The 15,250-nt window shown below is 69.4% G+C and carries 14 protein-coding genes; 3 read left to right on the forward strand and 11 right to left on the reverse strand.

From position 1 onward, the window contains the following. Positions 1 to 78: 78 nt before the first annotated feature. The 8 genes from JRI60_RS27075 to sppA all read right to left on the reverse strand — a co-directional run bounded on the left by JRI60_RS27075 (position 79) and on the right by sppA (position 6,957). Entirely contained in the window at positions 79 to 855 is a 777-nt protein-coding gene (locus tag JRI60_RS27075) for an enoyl-CoA hydratase/isomerase family protein (protein WP_204218771.1), read from the reverse strand. A gap of 130 nt (positions 856 to 985) precedes the next feature. Next, positions 986 to 1,834: a 3-hydroxyacyl-CoA dehydrogenase family protein gene (locus tag JRI60_RS27080; protein WP_204218772.1), complete on the reverse strand. Its 849-nt coding sequence runs from the start codon at positions 1,832 to 1,834 to the stop codon at positions 986 to 988. 76 nt (positions 1,835 to 1,910) lie between these two features. After that, positions 1,911 to 2,321 carry a hypothetical protein gene (locus tag JRI60_RS27085; RefSeq protein ID WP_204218773.1) on the reverse strand — a complete coding sequence of 137 codons (411 nt, stop codon included), beginning with the start codon at positions 2,319 to 2,321 and terminating at the stop codon, positions 1,911 to 1,913. 4 nt (positions 2,322 to 2,325) lie between these two features. Next, complete coding sequence (locus JRI60_RS27090) at positions 2,326 to 2,796, reverse strand: hypothetical protein (RefSeq protein ID WP_204218774.1); 471 nt, start codon at positions 2,794 to 2,796, stop codon at positions 2,326 to 2,328. A gap of 27 nt (positions 2,797 to 2,823) precedes the next feature. After that, positions 2,824 to 3,912 carry an Mrp/NBP35 family ATP-binding protein gene (locus tag JRI60_RS27095; protein WP_204218775.1) on the reverse strand — a complete coding sequence of 363 codons (1,089 nt, stop codon included), beginning with the start codon at positions 3,910 to 3,912 and terminating at the stop codon, positions 2,824 to 2,826. A 103-nt stretch (positions 3,913 to 4,015) separates the two neighbouring features. Next, on the reverse strand, positions 4,016 to 4,633 hold the full coding sequence (locus JRI60_RS27100) for a hypothetical protein (RefSeq protein ID WP_204218776.1): 618 nt from the start codon (positions 4,631 to 4,633) through the stop codon (positions 4,016 to 4,018). A gap of 26 nt (positions 4,634 to 4,659) precedes the next feature. Then, a complete protein-coding gene (locus tag JRI60_RS27105; protein WP_204218777.1) occupies positions 4,660 to 5,229 on the reverse strand; it encodes a zf-TFIIB domain-containing protein in 570 nt (189 codons plus the stop codon). Positions 5,230 to 5,241: 12 nt separating this feature from the next. Beyond that, the gene (gene sppA, locus JRI60_RS27110) at positions 5,242 to 6,957 is read right to left on the reverse strand and encodes a signal peptide peptidase SppA (RefSeq protein ID WP_204218778.1); all 1,716 of its coding nucleotides are present in this window, start codon (positions 6,955 to 6,957) and stop codon (positions 5,242 to 5,244) included. An 80-nt stretch (positions 6,958 to 7,037) separates the two neighbouring features. Here sppA and JRI60_RS27115 point away from each other — a divergent pair, with 80 nt between their 5' ends. Next, positions 7,038 to 7,394, forward strand: a complete 357-nt coding sequence (locus tag JRI60_RS27115; RefSeq protein WP_204218779.1) for a hypothetical protein — start codon at positions 7,038 to 7,040, stop codon at positions 7,392 to 7,394. A gap of 1 nt (position 7,395) precedes the next feature. Here JRI60_RS27115 and JRI60_RS27120 read toward each other — a convergent pair whose 3' ends face one another. Then, positions 7,396 to 10,557 carry a serine/threonine-protein kinase gene (locus tag JRI60_RS27120; protein WP_204218780.1) on the reverse strand — a complete coding sequence of 1,054 codons (3,162 nt, stop codon included), beginning with the start codon at positions 10,555 to 10,557 and terminating at the stop codon, positions 7,396 to 7,398. 294 nt (positions 10,558 to 10,851) lie between these two features. On the opposite strand from JRI60_RS27120, the gene JRI60_RS27125 reads away from it, so the two are divergent. After that, on the forward strand, positions 10,852 to 11,148 hold the full coding sequence (locus JRI60_RS27125; protein WP_204218781.1) for a hypothetical protein: 297 nt from the start codon (positions 10,852 to 10,854) through the stop codon (positions 11,146 to 11,148). 2 nt (positions 11,149 to 11,150) lie between these two features. On the opposite strand, the gene JRI60_RS27130 is transcribed toward JRI60_RS27125, so the two are convergent. Both JRI60_RS27130 and JRI60_RS27135 read right to left on the reverse strand, forming a co-directional pair. Beyond that, a complete protein-coding gene (locus tag JRI60_RS27130) occupies positions 11,151 to 12,884 on the reverse strand; it encodes a putative ABC exporter domain-containing protein (RefSeq protein ID WP_204218782.1) in 1,734 nt (577 codons plus the stop codon). Then, on the reverse strand, positions 12,881 to 13,651 hold the full coding sequence (locus tag JRI60_RS27135) for an ABC transporter ATP-binding protein (RefSeq protein WP_204218783.1): 771 nt from the start codon (positions 13,649 to 13,651) through the stop codon (positions 12,881 to 12,883). The genes JRI60_RS27130 and JRI60_RS27135 overlap by 4 nt, the downstream gene beginning before the upstream one ends. A 79-nt stretch (positions 13,652 to 13,730) precedes the next feature. On the opposite strand from JRI60_RS27135, the gene JRI60_RS27140 reads away from it, so the two are divergent. After that, a complete protein-coding gene (locus tag JRI60_RS27140) occupies positions 13,731 to 15,167 on the forward strand; it encodes a GuaB1 family IMP dehydrogenase-related protein (RefSeq protein WP_204218784.1) in 1,437 nt (478 codons plus the stop codon). The last annotated feature ends 83 nt before the right edge of the window (positions 15,168 to 15,250 follow it).

Raw genomic sequence — 15,250 nt, forward strand, 5'->3', positions numbered from 1 at the left:
GTTGCAAGAGGGGCCGGCAAGTGCTGGTTGCCGCGCCCATTAGCCAGCACGCGCTCGTCCCGCCCCTCCCATCCCGGCCTACTTGCCAGTGAAGCCCGCCGGACGCTTCTCGAGGAAGGCCTTCATGCCCTCCTTCTGGTCCTCGGAGCCGAAGAGCACCGCGAAGCCCTGGCGCTCCAGCTCGTTGGCCGCCCGGAGATCCTGATCCGCGCCGAACTCGATGACCCGCTTGGCCTGCGATACCGCGAGCGGCCCGTTCTTGAGGAACTTCGCCGCCACCGCCTTGCAGTGCGCCAGGAGCTGATCCGCCGGGAGCACCTCGAGGACCAGGCCGATCTCCTTCGCCTTGGCGGCGTCCAGGCGCTCGCCCGTGAAGATGAGCTCCTTCGCGCGCATCTTGCCCACCACGCGGGTGAGGCGCTGCGTGCCGCCGAAGCCGGGGATGACGCCCAGGCTCACCTCGGGCAGGCCCAGCTTCGCCTTCTCGGAGGCGTAGATGAGATCGCACGCCAGGGCCAGCTCACATCCGCCGCCGAGCGCGAAGCCGTTCACCGCGGCGATGGTCGGGATGGGGAGCTGCTCCAGCGTCTGGAAGGCGCGGTGGCCGAGCGCGGCGAACTCGCGCGCCTGCGCCGAGCTGATGGAGGCCATCTCCGCGATGTCCGCGCCCGCCACGAACGCCTTGTCTCCACCCCCCGTGATGATGAGGGCTCGGACGGTGGTGGGCAGGGAGTTGAACGCGGACTCCAGCTCCTGGAGCGTCTTGCTGTTGAGGGCGTTGAGCGCCTTGGGACGGTCGATGGTGAGGACGGCGATTGCCTCCTCGATCTCGAGCCGGATGTTCTCGTAAGCCATGTGGGGATCCTCGGGGTGGGAAGACGGTGACGGATACCCTCACCCCCGCCCTCTCCCGGTGGGAGAGGGGGTTGGCACTCCTCCCTCTCCCTTCGGGAGAGGGTCGGGGTGAGGGTACGTGTGCCTGCGCTCAATACTTGTAGAAACCGCGGCCACTCTTCTTGCCGTACCAACCGGCGTCCACGTACTGCCGCAGCAGCGGGCTCGGGCGGTACTTGTCGTCGCCCAGGCCCTTGTGGAGCACCTCGGCGATGTAGAGCACCGTGTCCAGGCCGATGAAGTCCGCCAGTTGCAGCGGGCCCATGGGCTGGTTCGTCCCCAGCTTCATCGCCGTGTCGATGTCCTCCGCCGTCCCCAGGCCCTCCATCAGCGCGAAGCAGGCCTCGTTGAGCATCGGAATCAGGATGCGGTTCACGATGAAGCCCGGGAAGTCCTTGGACACCACCGTGGTCTTCCCCATCTTCTCCGCGAGCGCCCGAGTCGTCTGGTAGGTCGCGTCCGACGTCGCCGCGCCGCGGATCAGCTCCACCAGCTGCATCAGCGGCACGGGGTTCATGAAGTGCATGCCGATCACGTTCTCGGGGCGCTTCGTCGCCGCGGCGATCCGCGTGATGGGGATGGACGAGGTGTTGGTGGCGAGGATGCCGCCCGGCTTCACCACGCCGTCGAGCTCCACGAAGATGCGGCGCTTGAGGTCCTCGTTCTCCGTCACGGCCTCGATGGCGAGGTCGACGTCCTTCACCTCGGTGGCGCTGGTGGCGGTGGCCAGGTTGGTGTCCGCGGCCTTCAGGCGGGCCTCGTCCAGCTTGCCCTTCTCCACCAGCTTCTTCAGACCGGCCTTGATGCGCTCGGCGCCCTTGGCGAGCCCCTCCTTCGAGACATCCACCAGAGTGACCCGCAGGCCCGCCTGCAGCGCCACCTGGGCGATGCCCGACCCCATCTGCCCTGCGCCGACGACGATGATGTGCTCCGTTGCCATGGCGTTCGAGACCCCTTGCTCGGTAAATCGGTAAACGAGGAACCGGGCGGCGCTATAGCCCTGGCCCTCCTACCGGTCAACGACCCTCGGGTACTCGGAGCCCGCGCTCGATGCGCACGTCTTCGTCTCCCAGTGTCAACCGCTCCACACGGGGGGGCCGGGAAGGTCCACTTTCACCCCGAGCGAACACCCACACCTCGTACGTCCCCGAGGCAAGCGACGTCTTCTCGGTGACGGAGTCCGGCGGGCCCGCCTGGAAGGAGTGCACCTGGCGCTTCACCACCTCGCCGTCCGCGTCCTTCACCTGGAACTCGACGGTCCGGATCTCACTCCAGCCGGGGCCCACCAGCCGCCACACCAGCTCGCGCTCGGGCACGTTCGAGCCCTTCCACAGCCAGATGCCCAACGCCGCCAGCAACAGGAATGGCAACCGCTTCGCCAGGGGATGCTGGCGCCAGTTGCGCCGCTGGCCGCCCTCGCCTTCCACGCCGTCACTCCTTCTTGGCGGAAGCCTTCTTGCCGCCGCGGCGCGTGTTCAGCTCGGTGACGACCACCTTGGTCCGCCGAGGGGCCTCCTCCTGCTCCTCCTCGTCGCGGTCCTCGGGAGGCACCAGGCGGATCTGCGCCTTCACCTCGATGGTCATCCCGGACACCAGCTTGAGGAGCTCGTCGCGCAGCTTCTCCGACTGGAGGAAGCGCCGGACCTCCTCGGAGACGACGCGGCCCACCTCGTCCTTCGTCTTCTCCGCCTGCCCGAGGATGTAGCCGAGCATCTCCTTGGGCAGCTTGAGCTGGCCGGCCAGCGAGCGGATGCCCTCCTCCGTCATGAAGAGGGCGCCCAGGCCCGCCACGGCCACCTTGCGCACGAACTCCGGCACGAACCCCGGGCGGGAACCCTCCCGCCCCGGCTCTTCACCGAGTAGCGGATCGAAGTCGTCTTCGGGTTCCTTGCCGTGCGTCATGGGAGTCCTCGGGGTTGTCGGGGGCCGTTAGCGTACCACCGGCAGCTTCACCGCCACCCGCATGTTCTCGGTGGAGACGCGGCCGGCGATGTTGCGCGCCATCCCCATGAAGGCCTGGGCCTCGGGGCTGTCCGGCGCGCTCAGCACCACCGGCACGCCCGCGTCACCCGACTCGCGGATCTTCAGATCCAGGGGGATCTCCCCCAGGAACGGGATGCTGAACATCTCCGCCGCCTTGTGGCCGCCGCCCCGGTTGAAGATGGGCGTGGCCTTCGAGCAGTGCGGGCACACGAACTGGCTCATGTTCTCCACGATGCCCAGTACGGGGATGTGCACCTTGTCGAACATCTGCTTGGCGCGCACCACGTCCGCCAGCGCCACGTCCTGCGGCGTCGTCACCAGCACCGCGCCCGCCGCCCTCACCGACTGTGACAGCGTCAGCGCCACGTCGCCCGTCCCGGGCGGCAGGTCGAGGATGAGGTAGTCCAGCTCGCCCCAGCGCACGTCCCGCACCAGCTGCATCAGCGCCCCGTGCAGCATGGGCCCGCGCCAGATGAGCGCCTGATCCGCCTCCACCAGGAAGCCGATCGACATCACCTTCAGCCCGTGCTTCTCCAGCGGCAGCAGCGACTTGCCATCCGGGCTCACCGGCTTCTCGGTGATGCCCGTCATCAGCGGAACCGAGGGACCGTAGAAGTCCGCGTCCAGCAGGCCCACCTTCGCGCCCTCGCGCGCCAGCGCCGCCGCCAGGTTCACCGACACCGTGCTCTTGCCCACGCCGCCCTTGCCGGCGCCGACGAGGATCACGTTCTTCACCTGCGGCAGGATCGCCTGCCCCTGCTGCCCGGCCACGCCCGTCGGCGCCGAGCGCACCTGCGCGCCCCACTCGATGTCGAACGTCTTCAGCCCCGGCACCTGCTTCAGCGCCGCCTCGGCGTCCGCCTGGATCTTCCCCTTCAGCGGGCACGCTGGCGTCGTCAGCTCGATCTTGAGCTTCGCCTTGTCGCCGTCCACGCGGATGTCCTTCACCATCCCGGCCTTCACCAGGTCGATGTGCAGCTCGGGATCCATCACCTTCGACATCGCCGCGAGGATGTCGCGCTCGGAAACGCTCATCTGGAGTACCTGAATCCTTTTGAATCCGGGAGGTTGGGGGTCCCCCCTCGGAAGGGCGCGGAATAGCCAGCGGCCCCCCTGGTGTCAACCACCTCTAACCCCGCTACTCGATGGCCGCCACCTTGTACTCGCCCGCCTCCCGGACGAGCCGCACCGCGAGATCCTTCCCGATCGGGAACTCCGCCCCCGCCCCCGTCACCTTCACCTCCCCCTTCAGCGCCAGCCGCGCACGCCGCACCCGCTCGGCAGACAGGGGCTCTCGCTTGAAGTCCTCGCGCAGGCGCTCGGGCGTGTAGCGGGCTCGCAGGGGATCGCTCAGGAGCGACCAGGCCGTGGCCCAATCGCCCGCCTCCACCGCGTCCAGGAAGCGGCCCAGCACCACCCGGGGTGCGTCCGCCGGCTTCTCCTCGACGACCCGCCAGCCCTCCGGTGTTTGAAGCAGCGTGAGCGCCGGGGCCCTCGCCTGGAGCCCGGGAAGGGCCGCTCGCACCTCCTCGGCCCGCGCCTTGCGCACCGACGCCTCCGCGTAGTGCTCGGTGAAGGACGGGTCCTGGGGTGGGACGTTCGTCAGGGATTGGGCGTCCGCGAGACGGTTCTCCTCCAGGGCCCGGGCATAGGCCGATGCCACCTCACTGGGACCGGGAGTGTGAGCGCAGCCGGTGGCCGCCAGGGCGGCCGCGAGGGACAGGCAGTGGAGGACGCGGGAGACGGTGGAGGACATGGGAACACGGGACCTTGGGATGACCCTCACCCTGGCCCTCTCCCAGAGGGAGAGGGGATTCGCACGGTGAACTGGATGGCACCCGGGGGTCGACAGGTGGCGCAGTAGACGTCGCCCTCATACGCGAAGGCGTCCCGCGGCTGCATCCCCCTCCTGCACGCCGAGCACCTCAGCGGGGCCGCCGGTTGACTCTCTCCCGCCGGCCTCGCCTGGGGATTCGTCACTCCCTCCAACAGCTCGAACTCGCCCGCGTCCAGCCACACGCCCTCGCATCGCGGGCACACGTCGATGGCACAGGCGCTCGTCACCACCAGCGCCAGCCTCGAGCCGCACGACGGGCAGCTCACCGGCTCGCTCCGGCACGTGGCGCATGCGTCCTGCTCTCGCGCCACCAGGTGGCCCCGCTTCCGGCACCGCGAGGGCGCCCGCCGCGCCGCTTCCAGGAACATGCGCGTCGGTGGTCTGTCCGGAAAGCGATCCAGCTCCCCCGCGTCGAACCACAGCCCGTGACAGCGGGGACAGGTGTCCACTTCCACGTCCGAGACGCGCAGGGGCCGCAGCAGCTCGTTCTCGCAGAGGGGACAGGGGCGCGCCATGCGGGGCCGAGGTTACTCGAAACGCTCCCCTCCCCCGAAGCCCTGGAGATCCCAGGCCGTCGGGCAGAAGGCATACACGCCCGTCAGGGCTCCTCCCATCAACAGTTTCAGCAGCGACAGGCGCCGATCCGCGCCGCCGAAGAGCCGCAGATCGAAGCGCTCCGCAGGCACCTTCGCCAGATCCATCGCGTACCGGCATGCCTCCTCGAAGCCCCCCGTCTTGTCCACCAGCCCCACCCCCTGCGCGCGCGTGCCGCTGTACACCCGCCCCTCCGCCAGCTGGTGGATCTCCTCCTTCGTCCGGCCTCGCGCCTTCGCCACGTGCTCGAGGAACGCCTGGTAGATCTCCTCCACCTCCGCCTCCATCGAGGCCCGCTCGTGCTCGGTGAAGCCCCGCATGGGCGAGTAGATGCCCGAGTTCTCCCCCCGGGTGATGAGCGTGCGGTGCACCCCCAGCTTCTCCAGCAGCCCCGAGACGTCGAACTTCCCCGCGAACACGCCGATGGAGCCCACCACCGCGTGCGGCGTGGCCCAGATCTCCTTCGCGCCAAGCGCCGCCATGTAGCCGCCGCTCGCCGCCACCCGGTCCACGAAGGCGATGACGGGCTTCTTCTTCGCCACCCGCTGCACCGCCTCCAGGATGATCTCCGAGGCCGTCGCCGATCCCCCCGGACTCGCCACGTACAGCACCACGGCCTTCACCCGGCGGTTCCGCCCCGCCGCGCGCACCGCCTTCACCACCGTGTCCGAGCCCACCCGCTGCGGCCCCGGCCCCGCCCCACTCTTCCCCGGGGTGATCACCCCCGTCAGCGGCACCACCCCCAGCAGGGGCCTCAACCGCAGCGGGCGCCAGCGCACCTCCGGCCAGACCAGCCCCGCCCGGTACATCGGCATCGGCTCCAGGCCCTCTTCCTCCTCCTCGCCGTCCTTCTCGCGCTTCTTCCCGAGCCGCTCGGGCAGGTCCGCCTCGTCACACACCCCGTCGATGAGCCCCTGCGCCGCCGCGCGCTTCGCGCTGTAGGGACCCGCGTCGATCCACGCCCGGACCTCCTCCGGCGTGCGCTTGCGCCCCTTCGCCACGGTGTCCACCAGCTCCGTGTAGCGCTCGTCCAGGAAGGCCTCCATCGTCTGCCGCTGGATGTCCGACACCCGCGGGTGCGTGAAGAGCTCCGGTGCCGTCTTGTACTCGCCCCGCCGGAAGAAGTGCGCCTTGACGCCGAGCCGCTCCAGGCCCTCGCCCAGCGCGGTGGCCTCCGCGGCGTAGCCCACCAGCTCCAGCCGTCCCGCCGGAGACAGGAGCGCCTCGTCCGCCGCGCACATCACCTGGTACTCCAGGCTGTTCACGCTCACCCCCCACGCCACCACCCGCTTGCCCGCCGCCCGGAAGCCCTCCAGCAGCTTCACCAGCACCTCCCGCTTCGCCGGAGGCACCTCCAACCCCTCCAGCTCCACCAGGATGCCCTTCACCTTCGGGTCCTTCGCCAGGAGCGCCAGCGCTTTCCGGAAGCCCTCCAGCGAGGTCACCGTGGCCGGCTCCGGACGGCCCTGCCCCCCGAGCCCCAGGGGCAGGCGCGGCCGGCGGGTCGGCTCTCGGTAGGGGGGATCCCCCGTCAGCCGGAAGCGGATGTACGCGGGCCGGCTCCGGGCCGCCAGGAGGCGAAAGGGCAGCCCCAGGAGGGTTCGCAGCAGCAACAGCAGGTTGATCAAGGGAATGAGGAGGAGGCGCACGGGTCCGCGCCTAATGGACCGCCGCGGGCGGCGCAAGCCCTGTTCTGTGCTCCTGTACGGTCGTGGTAGGCTGCGCGCCCATGCGTCTTTCCTCCTTCTCGCGTCTGCTGGCCGTCCTCGTGCTCGTGACTGGCGGTGCCGCCCTCGCCCAGCGGCGGCAGCTCCAGGATTTCCAGGGCGATGGGATGACCAGCCAGCAAGAGCGCGACGCCGCTCGCTCCCGTCCGAAGTACAACATCACCTCCTACGGCAGGGATGTGAAGGTCAAGGAAGAGCCCATCCCCTGGATGGCCATCGGCCTGGTCGGCATCATCTTCGCGGGCGTGGCGCCCTTCGCCTGGCGGGCGTACAGGAACACCACCAAGGAGATGGCCGAGGCCAACGTGTTCGGCGTCGCCAGCTCCCGCGTGGATGAGGGCGAGGAAGAGCAGCAGTAGCCTACTGGCTGGCTCGGAGCAGCTTGCCCCGAAGGTCCTGAGCCTCGCGCCAGTCGGGCCGGAGTTTCAATATCTGGTCGGCCAGCTCGAGCCCGCGCTTCAATACCGGGCCGTACTCCCCTCCCGCCTTCTTCTGCCAGGTGGCCCACCTGTAGCAGTGCTGGCCAAGCCACAGGGAATGTTCCAGCACGTCCGGTGCCAGCTCGAGCGCCTTTTCATAGGACTTCGTCGCCTCCTCGAAGTCCTCGGCCCGGGCCTTTCCACTGCGCGCCTGCCACGTGGCGTTGAGCGACTGCGCCTCGCCGAGCTGAAGCCACGCTTCCGCATTGATGGGCTCCTTCGCCAGCGCCTGGCGGAGCTCCGCCTCGGCGCGTGCGAGGTCCGGTCCGGGAGCGCGTCCGCGGTCCACGTTGAAGCCTGCTCGGGTGACGTGGACCGAGCCCAGCATCAACGAGGAGCGATAATAGTCCGGCCACTGTTCGAGGCCACGTTTCACGACTTCCTCGGCCTCGCGCACGCTCGGGCCCGGATCTTCACCGCGAGCGCGCAGGTAGCGGGCGCGCTGAACGAGCAGCATTCCGCGGCCAAGGGGGACGTCATCATCCCTCGGCGAGATGCTTATGGCGTGTTCGATGGACGCTCGGGCCTCGTCCAGCAGAGGAAAGGGATTTCCGCCCCGTGCCCAGGCATCCCTCGCCTGTTCCAGGAACGCCTCCCCTATGGAGAAGTACGGCCATGACGATTTGGGAGCCAGGGTGAGTGCTTGCCGGAACTGCTCCCGGGCGCTCACCAGGTCTGGCACGGGATCCCCACCGCGATTGCTCAGTCGCCGGGCCCGGAACACGTAGGTCGCACCCGAATGCATATATGACGAAATGCGCTTGGGGTCGATGCTCCGAGCCTTGTCGCACGCGAGCAGGGCCTGCGCCAGATCACGATCCGGCTCGGGATTGTAGCGGTCGTCCGCTCGGGAGAGGTACGCCCAGCCGAGGTTTGCCCAGGCATCATAATCGCGAGCATCGATGGCAAGGACCGCCTGCATCTCCTGGATGGCCCTGTCCAGGTGTCCCAGTGAGCTTTCACCGATTTGATTCTCGTACCTGGCCAGGCTATCGAAGAGCCCAAAGCGCTCCTTGTGAAATACAGGACTCCGGTCCTCCGGGCGAATGCTCTCCAGCAAGTCAGCGGCCCTGCGGAATAGCTCGCGAGGATCCGCTCCAAGGATCTGGCGGTAGCGCGCCAGCACCTTGAAGCTGCTCGCCAGGACCATCCGGGCCTCGCTCCGCGCGGGGGCAAGAGCCAGGGCGTGCTCGGCGGCCTTCATGGCCTTCGCGATGATCTCCTCAGTCCCCTCCCTTCTTCTATTGGCCAGGCGGATGTGCAGGCGTGCCAGATCCACCCAGCACATGTAGTCATCGGGTGCGACCGCGAGACACCGCATGAGCGCGTCCTGGGCCCGGGTATAGAAGGGCATCATGTCGCCCTCGAGTTCGTATTGTATGAGCATCTCGGTGACTTCGAGTTGCGCGAGGCCTTTGTGCACGGCAGGGGCGCTCTCGGCGATGGTGGCGGCGGCGACGTAAGCCTTCCTGCCAGCCTCCAGGTCGGCCTTTGCCCTGTCGAAGTTGCTCTCGCGCCAATGCCCGTAGACCCGGGCCACGAAGATGTCCCCGCGCAGTTTAGGGGCCTCGTAGAACCAGGGGAGTCTGCCGCTCACGGCGTCCAGTCGGGCCAGGGCGTCGTCGAGGCGGCCCTCGTAGAAGGCGATGAGTGCCGCGACGTACTCGTTCGAGGGCACCTCGGCTCCCTGGCTCTGCGCGAGGTACGCGAGTGCTGGATCGCGATAGCGGCGCTCGATGTCTCTCAACAGAGACTTCCGGGACTCCCGCCCGTCGGTATCCCCGAAGCGCTTCTCCGCCTCCAGGAGTTTCTCCTGATAGGACTGCCCCAGAGCGAGGGCAAGCGCATAGGCGACCCGTGGCTCACGAAAACCGTGCTGCCACGCGGACTCGAGGTGCTCACGGGCCTTCTCGGGGTCTCCGAGAGCGAGGGCGCCACGTCCCAGCGCGTAGTGCCCCGGTCCCAGCGCCTGCTCGCCGCCCTGGCGCATCTCCACCTCCAACTCCTCCATCCGGGCCTGAATGTCCTGGATGGCCTGGCGCTCCTGCCGCGCATCGTGGAGACGGGAGAGCGCGGAGTAGCGGACCCTGGACTCGATGCGCTCCACCAGCTCGGTGAAGTGGCGAGCGAGGCGCTCGCGCTCGGAGGCTTCGCGGCGGGCCAGGGCGCCCCAGCCCACGGCCGTGGCCAGGGCGAGGAGCGCGGCGGTGGCCGCGGAGAGCAGGAGCCTGTGCTTGTGCAGCCGCTTGCGCAGCCGGTACCCGGGGCCCGTGCGCGCCAGCACGGGCTCGCCCGCGAGGAAACGGTCGAGGTCTTCGGCCAGGGCACGCGCCGAGTCATAGCGGGCGGAGGGCTCCTTCTCCAGGCACTTGAGGGTAATGGCCTCCAACTCCGGCGGGATGTTCCGGTCCAGCGCACGCGGAGGGCGCGGCTCGACGGTCGCGAGGTTGTTGAGCACCTCCAGGCCGTTGCTGCCCTGGATGGGAGGCTGTCCGGTGAGAAGGGCGTAGAGGGTGGCACCCAGGCTGTAGACATCCGCCCGGCGATCCAGCCGGGCGACTTCTCCGCGAGCCTGCTCGGGGGCCATGTAGAGGGGAGTTCCCAGCACGGTACCGGTAACGGTCTCGCTCTCCTTCCAGTCGCTCGCCAGTCCGAAGTCCATGACGTAGGACCTGAGGACACCGTCCTCTCCGCGCTCCACCATGATGTTGGAGGGCTTGACATCGCGATGGATGAGGCCGGCGCGGTGGGCTTCGTGCACTCCCAGGGCCGCGTCCCGGAGCACCAGGGCCTTCTGCTCGACGGTGAGCTCGCGCACGAGAGCGCCCAGTGGCCGGCCCTTCACGTACTGCATGGCGATGAAGACCTTCCCGTCGACCTGACCGACCTCATACACCTTGCAGACGCGCTCGTGGTTCACCCTGGCCTGGGCGCGAGCTTCGGCGAGGAAGCTCCGGGTGAGCTCGGGGTGTTCGTCGCGAACGAACTTGAGTGCCACCTGGCGGCGCAGCCTGGGGTCATAGGCGAGGAACACCCGTCCCATGCCTCCCTGCCCGAGGAACCCCATGGGCTGGTAACGGTCCCATCCTGGGACCGGGAAGGCCGAGCCCTCCGCCCCGTTCCCCGGTGGTGGAGCGGCTGACGGGAGGGTTGCGCCGGCCACCATGGAGGCCGTCTCGTCTAGAGAGGAGACCTGCACAACGGGGGCCTGCCCCTCACCAGCCTGCGTCTCCGTCTCGTCGTCACCGTGCATGGGGATAGGCTCTCACCGGAGCGCCGCGGGTGGGTAGCCCCTCCGGGTAAGCTTGCCGCCGGCATTCCGGCTACCATCCCCCTCGTGACCGGCCCTCGATCGAAGACATGTGCCGCGTGCGGGCGGATCATCGCCGCGAGCGAGGTGTATTACCGCTTCACCCTCGTCCTCCAAGGTGAGCAGGACGTGCTCGGCACACCCGGTAGTGGCTCGGCCGACGAGCTCTCCTCTCTCTTGAAGCAGCTCGAGGAGAGCCCTGAGTCCCCCCAGGAGCTGGAGGAACAGGTGCACTGGGAGCGCGCGGGCGTGGTGTGCTCGGCGTGCCGCTCGCTGGTCGTGCGCACGCTGTCCTCACCGCCAGAGCCAACCAGACCCCACTGAGCTCAAGAGCTCGTCTCGGGCCCCTCTCGCGACACGTCGAGCCGATCGAAGGCGTGACCCAACCCCACCACGCCCAGCGCCACCTCGACCCCGAGCACCACCGCCGCGGCGAGCCCCGCGAACGGCAGCGCCCAGACTCCAAAACCCAGGAACCGATCCAGGGCGAGCGCCACGAGGCCCCCCACGATCGCCGCGGGCAACATCCCCACCAGCAGCACCACCAGCGTGCCCGCCAGCGTCAGCAACCGCTGGCCGAGCGCCTCGATGCCGCGCACCCGCTCGCCCTCCGGCGGCAGCCAGGCCGGAAACAGCACCACGGCCGCGTTCTGCACGAAGAGCCCACCCAGGCTCACCGCCGGCAGCACCCAGAGCGCGCCCAGTCCACCCGCCACCCAGAGCGTGGTGCGCATGCCCCCCTGCCACACCGAGAGCACCACCGCCACCAGCACGAGCGCCATCTGCGCCATCCCGAGCAGCAGCGCTGGCGCGGCGATCTCCGCCGCCACCACCTGTCGTCCCGTGAGCGGCAGCGCTCGCAACTGATCCATCCGGGGCAGATCCATCCGCAGGTCCACACGCAGGGCTGACGGCCCGAAGAAGCTCAGCATCACCGCGATCCCCGCGCACACCGGCGCCATGAACGTGCGCACGTTGGCGACCATGTCCGTCGCGTCCCGGCTCGACACCACCGAGGCCACCAGCCCTCCCACCAGTCCCGCGACGAGCAGCCGCCCCGCCCCACCCAACCGCCGCGCGGCGATGAGGTTCTTCCAGACGAGCGCCACCTCCGGCCGGCCCATGGGCACCAACCGGAAGGGCGTCGCCCCCGCGCGGATGAGGGTGGGCCGCCCCCCCTGCCGCGAGAGCTGCCCCTGGAGGCGTGCGCGCTCCTCGGCCCGGAGCACCGCGGACTCCTCGAAGGACACCGAGGCCCTCATCACCCACACGTAATGCACGGCGAGCAGCCCGAGCCCGAGCGGGAGGGCCTTCAAGAAGCCCCACGCGTCCGCCGCGAGCGGCAGGGCCACCAGCAACCGTCCCGGCCACAGCGCCGGAAGGGCCAGCACCGCGGCGAGCCAGTCCTCGAATTGCCGCGAGCCCCTGAGCTCCGTCGGGTCCAGCGAGGGGAGCTCCCGCAGCGCGGACAGCCCCGAGACGAGCATCAGGGCGAGCACGGCCGAGATCGCCCCCCAGCGCAGGGCCGTCCCCACCCCGCCGCGCCGGGCGAGCCGCGTGCGCACGAAGGAGGCCGCCATCACGTGCAGGCTCACCGTGGCGAGCGTCACGGTGGTGCCGAGGAAGAAGAGCACGGGGTGCTTCGTCACCACGCGGCTCACGAAGAGCGTGGCGAAGAGGGCCGCCGTCACCGCGCCGAGCAGGCCTCGCACGAGCTTGTAGTGCAGCAACCCCCGCCGGGACACGGGCGCGGGGAAGAGCTGCTGCACCTCCGTCTCGGAGAAGGTCAGCGCTGGCCGGTCCGGACCCAGGGCCCAGGCGGAGAGAACCGTGCCCAGCATCGCGGCCGTGAGCATGAAGTGGCTGAGGAGCTGGGGGATCTGTGGCATCCCCTCGTCCCCCGCGGTGTGCAGCCGCCGCAGGAAGATGGAGTACACGTACACCCCGCCGACGATCGCCCCCACGAGGTACTTCGGCTGCCGCAGCCGCCGCAGCTGGTGCAGCACCCGGTTGCGCGCCGTCGCCAACCAGAGGAACACCACCGCGCGAGCGAAGCTCAAGGACTCCCCCGCTCCGGTCCCGCCTCGGGCGCCGCGCTGGTGATGCGGATGAAGAGCTCCTCCAGCGACGCACCCGCGCCCTCGGGCCCGCTGAGGTGCTCGCGGATCTCCGACAGCGTCCCGAGCGCCACCACGCGCCCTCCGGCGATGACGAGGAGCCGGTGGCACAGCTCCTCCACCAGCGGCAGCAGGTGCGAGGAGAGCACCAGCGCCGTCCCCGCCTCCGCGCGCTGGCGCAGCGAGCCCTTCATGCGCCGGATGGCCAGCGGATCCAACCCCGTGAGCGGCTCGTCCAGGATGATGAGCCGGGGCGAGTGCAGGAAGCCGCACGCGATGGACAGCTTCTGCTTCATCCCGCGCGACAGCTCCCCGGGCAGCGCCTTCTCCTTGCCAGCCAGCTCCATCTCGTCCAGCAGCGCCCGGGCCCGCTCCTCCCAGCCCTCCACCCCGTACAGCCGCGCCACGAAGTTCAGGTGCTCCCAGACGGTGAGGTACTCGAAGAGGCGCGGCTCGTCCGGCAGGAACGCCAGGGCCCTCTTGGCCTCCACCGACGAGCTCCCCAGGTCATGCCCGGCCACCGACACGCGCCCGGCCGAGGGCGGCAGGATGCCCGCCAGGCAGCGGAGCGTGGACGTCTTCCCCGCCCCGTTGGGCCCCACCAACCCGAGCACCTCTCCGGGGGCGACCTGGAACGTCAGCCCCTGCACGGCCCGCACCTCTCCGTAGGTCTTCTCCAGCCCCTCCACCTGCAACACGGGCGTCGTCATTCGCTCCTCGGGCAGAACATCTGGGGCAAAATACGCGGTCGCCGGAGTGGATTCCAATGATGGCCCACCTGGAGGGTGCATGCGGTTCCTCGACGACCAGAAGCCTCCCTACGATCTCACGTACAACGACATCTTCATGGTGCCTGCCCGCTCGGAGGTGGGCTCCCGTCTCGACGTGGACCTGACGCCGGTCGACCGCCTGGGCACCACCATCCCCGTCGTCGTCTCCAACATGACGGCCGTCTCCGGCAAGCGCATGGCCGAGACGGTGGCACGCCGCGGCGCCATCGCCGTGCTCCCCCAGGACATCCCGCTCGACATCGTCGAGAGCAACATCGCCTTCGTGAAGTCGCGCCACCCCATCTACGAGACGCCCATCACCCTGCGGCCCGGCGACACCCTCCAGGAGGCGCTCAACCTCATCCACAAGCGCGCCCATGGCGCCGTCATCGTCGTCAACGAGAACGAGGAGCCCGTCGGCGTCTTCACCGAGAACGACGCCGTCGGCTTCGATCGCTTCACCCAGCTCCACCGGGTGATGTCCACCGAGCTCCTCACCTTCCAGGACGGCACGCCGCTCGAGCCCATCTTCGAGAGCCTGGCCAGCAAGCGGCTCACCTGCGCTCCCGTGGTGCGCGGGCGTCGGCTCATCGGCGTGGTGACGCGCAAGGGCGCCCTGCGCTCGACCCTCTACAAGCCCGCCCTGGATGCGAAGGGCCACCTGCTCATCGGCACGGCCATCGGCATCAACGGCGACGTGAAGGGCAAGGCCGAGGCCCTGCTGCGCGCGGGCACGGATCTGCTCGTCATCGACGTGGCGCACGGCCATCAGCGCAAGATGCTCGAGGTGGTGGAGACCATCCGCGGCCTCTCCCCCACCGTTCCCATCATGGCGGGCAACGTCGTCACCCGCGAGGGCACGCGCGATCTCATCTCCGCCGGCGCGGACCTGGTGAAGGTGGGCGTGGGCCCTGGCGCCATGTGCACCACGCGCATGATGACCGGCGTGGGCCGGCCCCAGTTCTCCGCGGTGCTGGACTGCGCCGAGGCGGCGCGCAAGCTCGGCCGCTACATCTGCGCCGATGGGGGCATCCGCCACCCGCGCGACGTGGCGCTCGCGCTCGCCGCTGGCGCCGCCAACGTGATGATCGGCTCCTGGTTCGCCGGCACCTACGAGAGCCCCGCCGACACCCAGCGCGACAGCGACGGCCGCCTCTACAAGGAGAACTTCGGCATGGCCTCCCAGCGCGCCGTCAAGGCCCGCGCCCGCACCGAGTCCCTCTTCGAGCGCGCCCGCAAGGAGCTCTTCGAGGAGGGCATCAGCACCTCGCGCATGTACCTGGATCCCGACCGCCCCGGCGTCGAGGACATCCTCGACCACATCATCGCGGGCGTGCGCAGCGCCTGTACCTACGCCGGTGCACGTACACTGGAAGAGTTCCACCGCAACGCAGTGGTGGGGGTCCAGAGCCAGGCGGGCTATGAGGAAGGCCGTCCCGTGCGCACGAGTTGGTGAGTGGACCCCACACTTTTTCCCTGATTTACGATAGTCTACCCCCCCGGGCACTTGACGGGGTGTGCGGATCTCGCGGCCACTTT

It is taken from the genome of Archangium violaceum (assembly GCF_016887565.1).
GTDB classification, from domain to species: Bacteria; Myxococcota; Myxococcia; order Myxococcales; family Myxococcaceae; genus Archangium; species Archangium violaceum_B.

Bases quoted from the DNA above. Each gene is read 5' to 3' on its own strand.
- JRI60_RS27075 (WP_204218771.1), bottom strand. From the start codon at position 855: ATGGCTTACGAGAACATCCGGCTCGAGATCGAGGAGGCAATCGCCGTC.
- JRI60_RS27080 (WP_204218772.1), bottom strand. From the start codon at position 1,834: ATGGCAACGGAGCACATCATCGTCGTCGGCGCAGGGCAGATGGGGTCG.
- JRI60_RS27090 (WP_204218774.1), bottom strand. From the start codon at position 2,796: ATGACGCACGGCAAGGAACCCGAAGACGACTTCGATCCGCTACTCGGT.
- JRI60_RS27095 (WP_204218775.1), bottom strand. From the start codon at position 3,912: ATGAGCGTTTCCGAGCGCGACATCCTCGCGGCGATGTCGAAGGTGATG.
- JRI60_RS27100 (WP_204218776.1), bottom strand. From the start codon at position 4,633: ATGTCCTCCACCGTCTCCCGCGTCCTCCACTGCCTGTCCCTCGCGGCC.
- JRI60_RS27105 (WP_204218777.1), bottom strand. From the start codon at position 5,229: ATGGCGCGCCCCTGTCCCCTCTGCGAGAACGAGCTGCTGCGGCCCCTG.
- JRI60_RS27115 (WP_204218779.1), top strand. From the start codon at position 7,038: ATGCGTCTTTCCTCCTTCTCGCGTCTGCTGGCCGTCCTCGTGCTCGTG.
- JRI60_RS27120 (WP_204218780.1), bottom strand. From the start codon at position 10,557: ATGGGACGGGTGTTCCTCGCCTATGACCCCAGGCTGCGCCGCCAGGTG.
- JRI60_RS27135 (WP_204218783.1), bottom strand. From the start codon at position 13,651: ATGACGACGCCCGTGTTGCAGGTGGAGGGGCTGGAGAAGACCTACGGA.
- JRI60_RS27140 (WP_204218784.1), top strand. From the start codon at position 13,731: ATGCGGTTCCTCGACGACCAGAAGCCTCCCTACGATCTCACGTACAAC.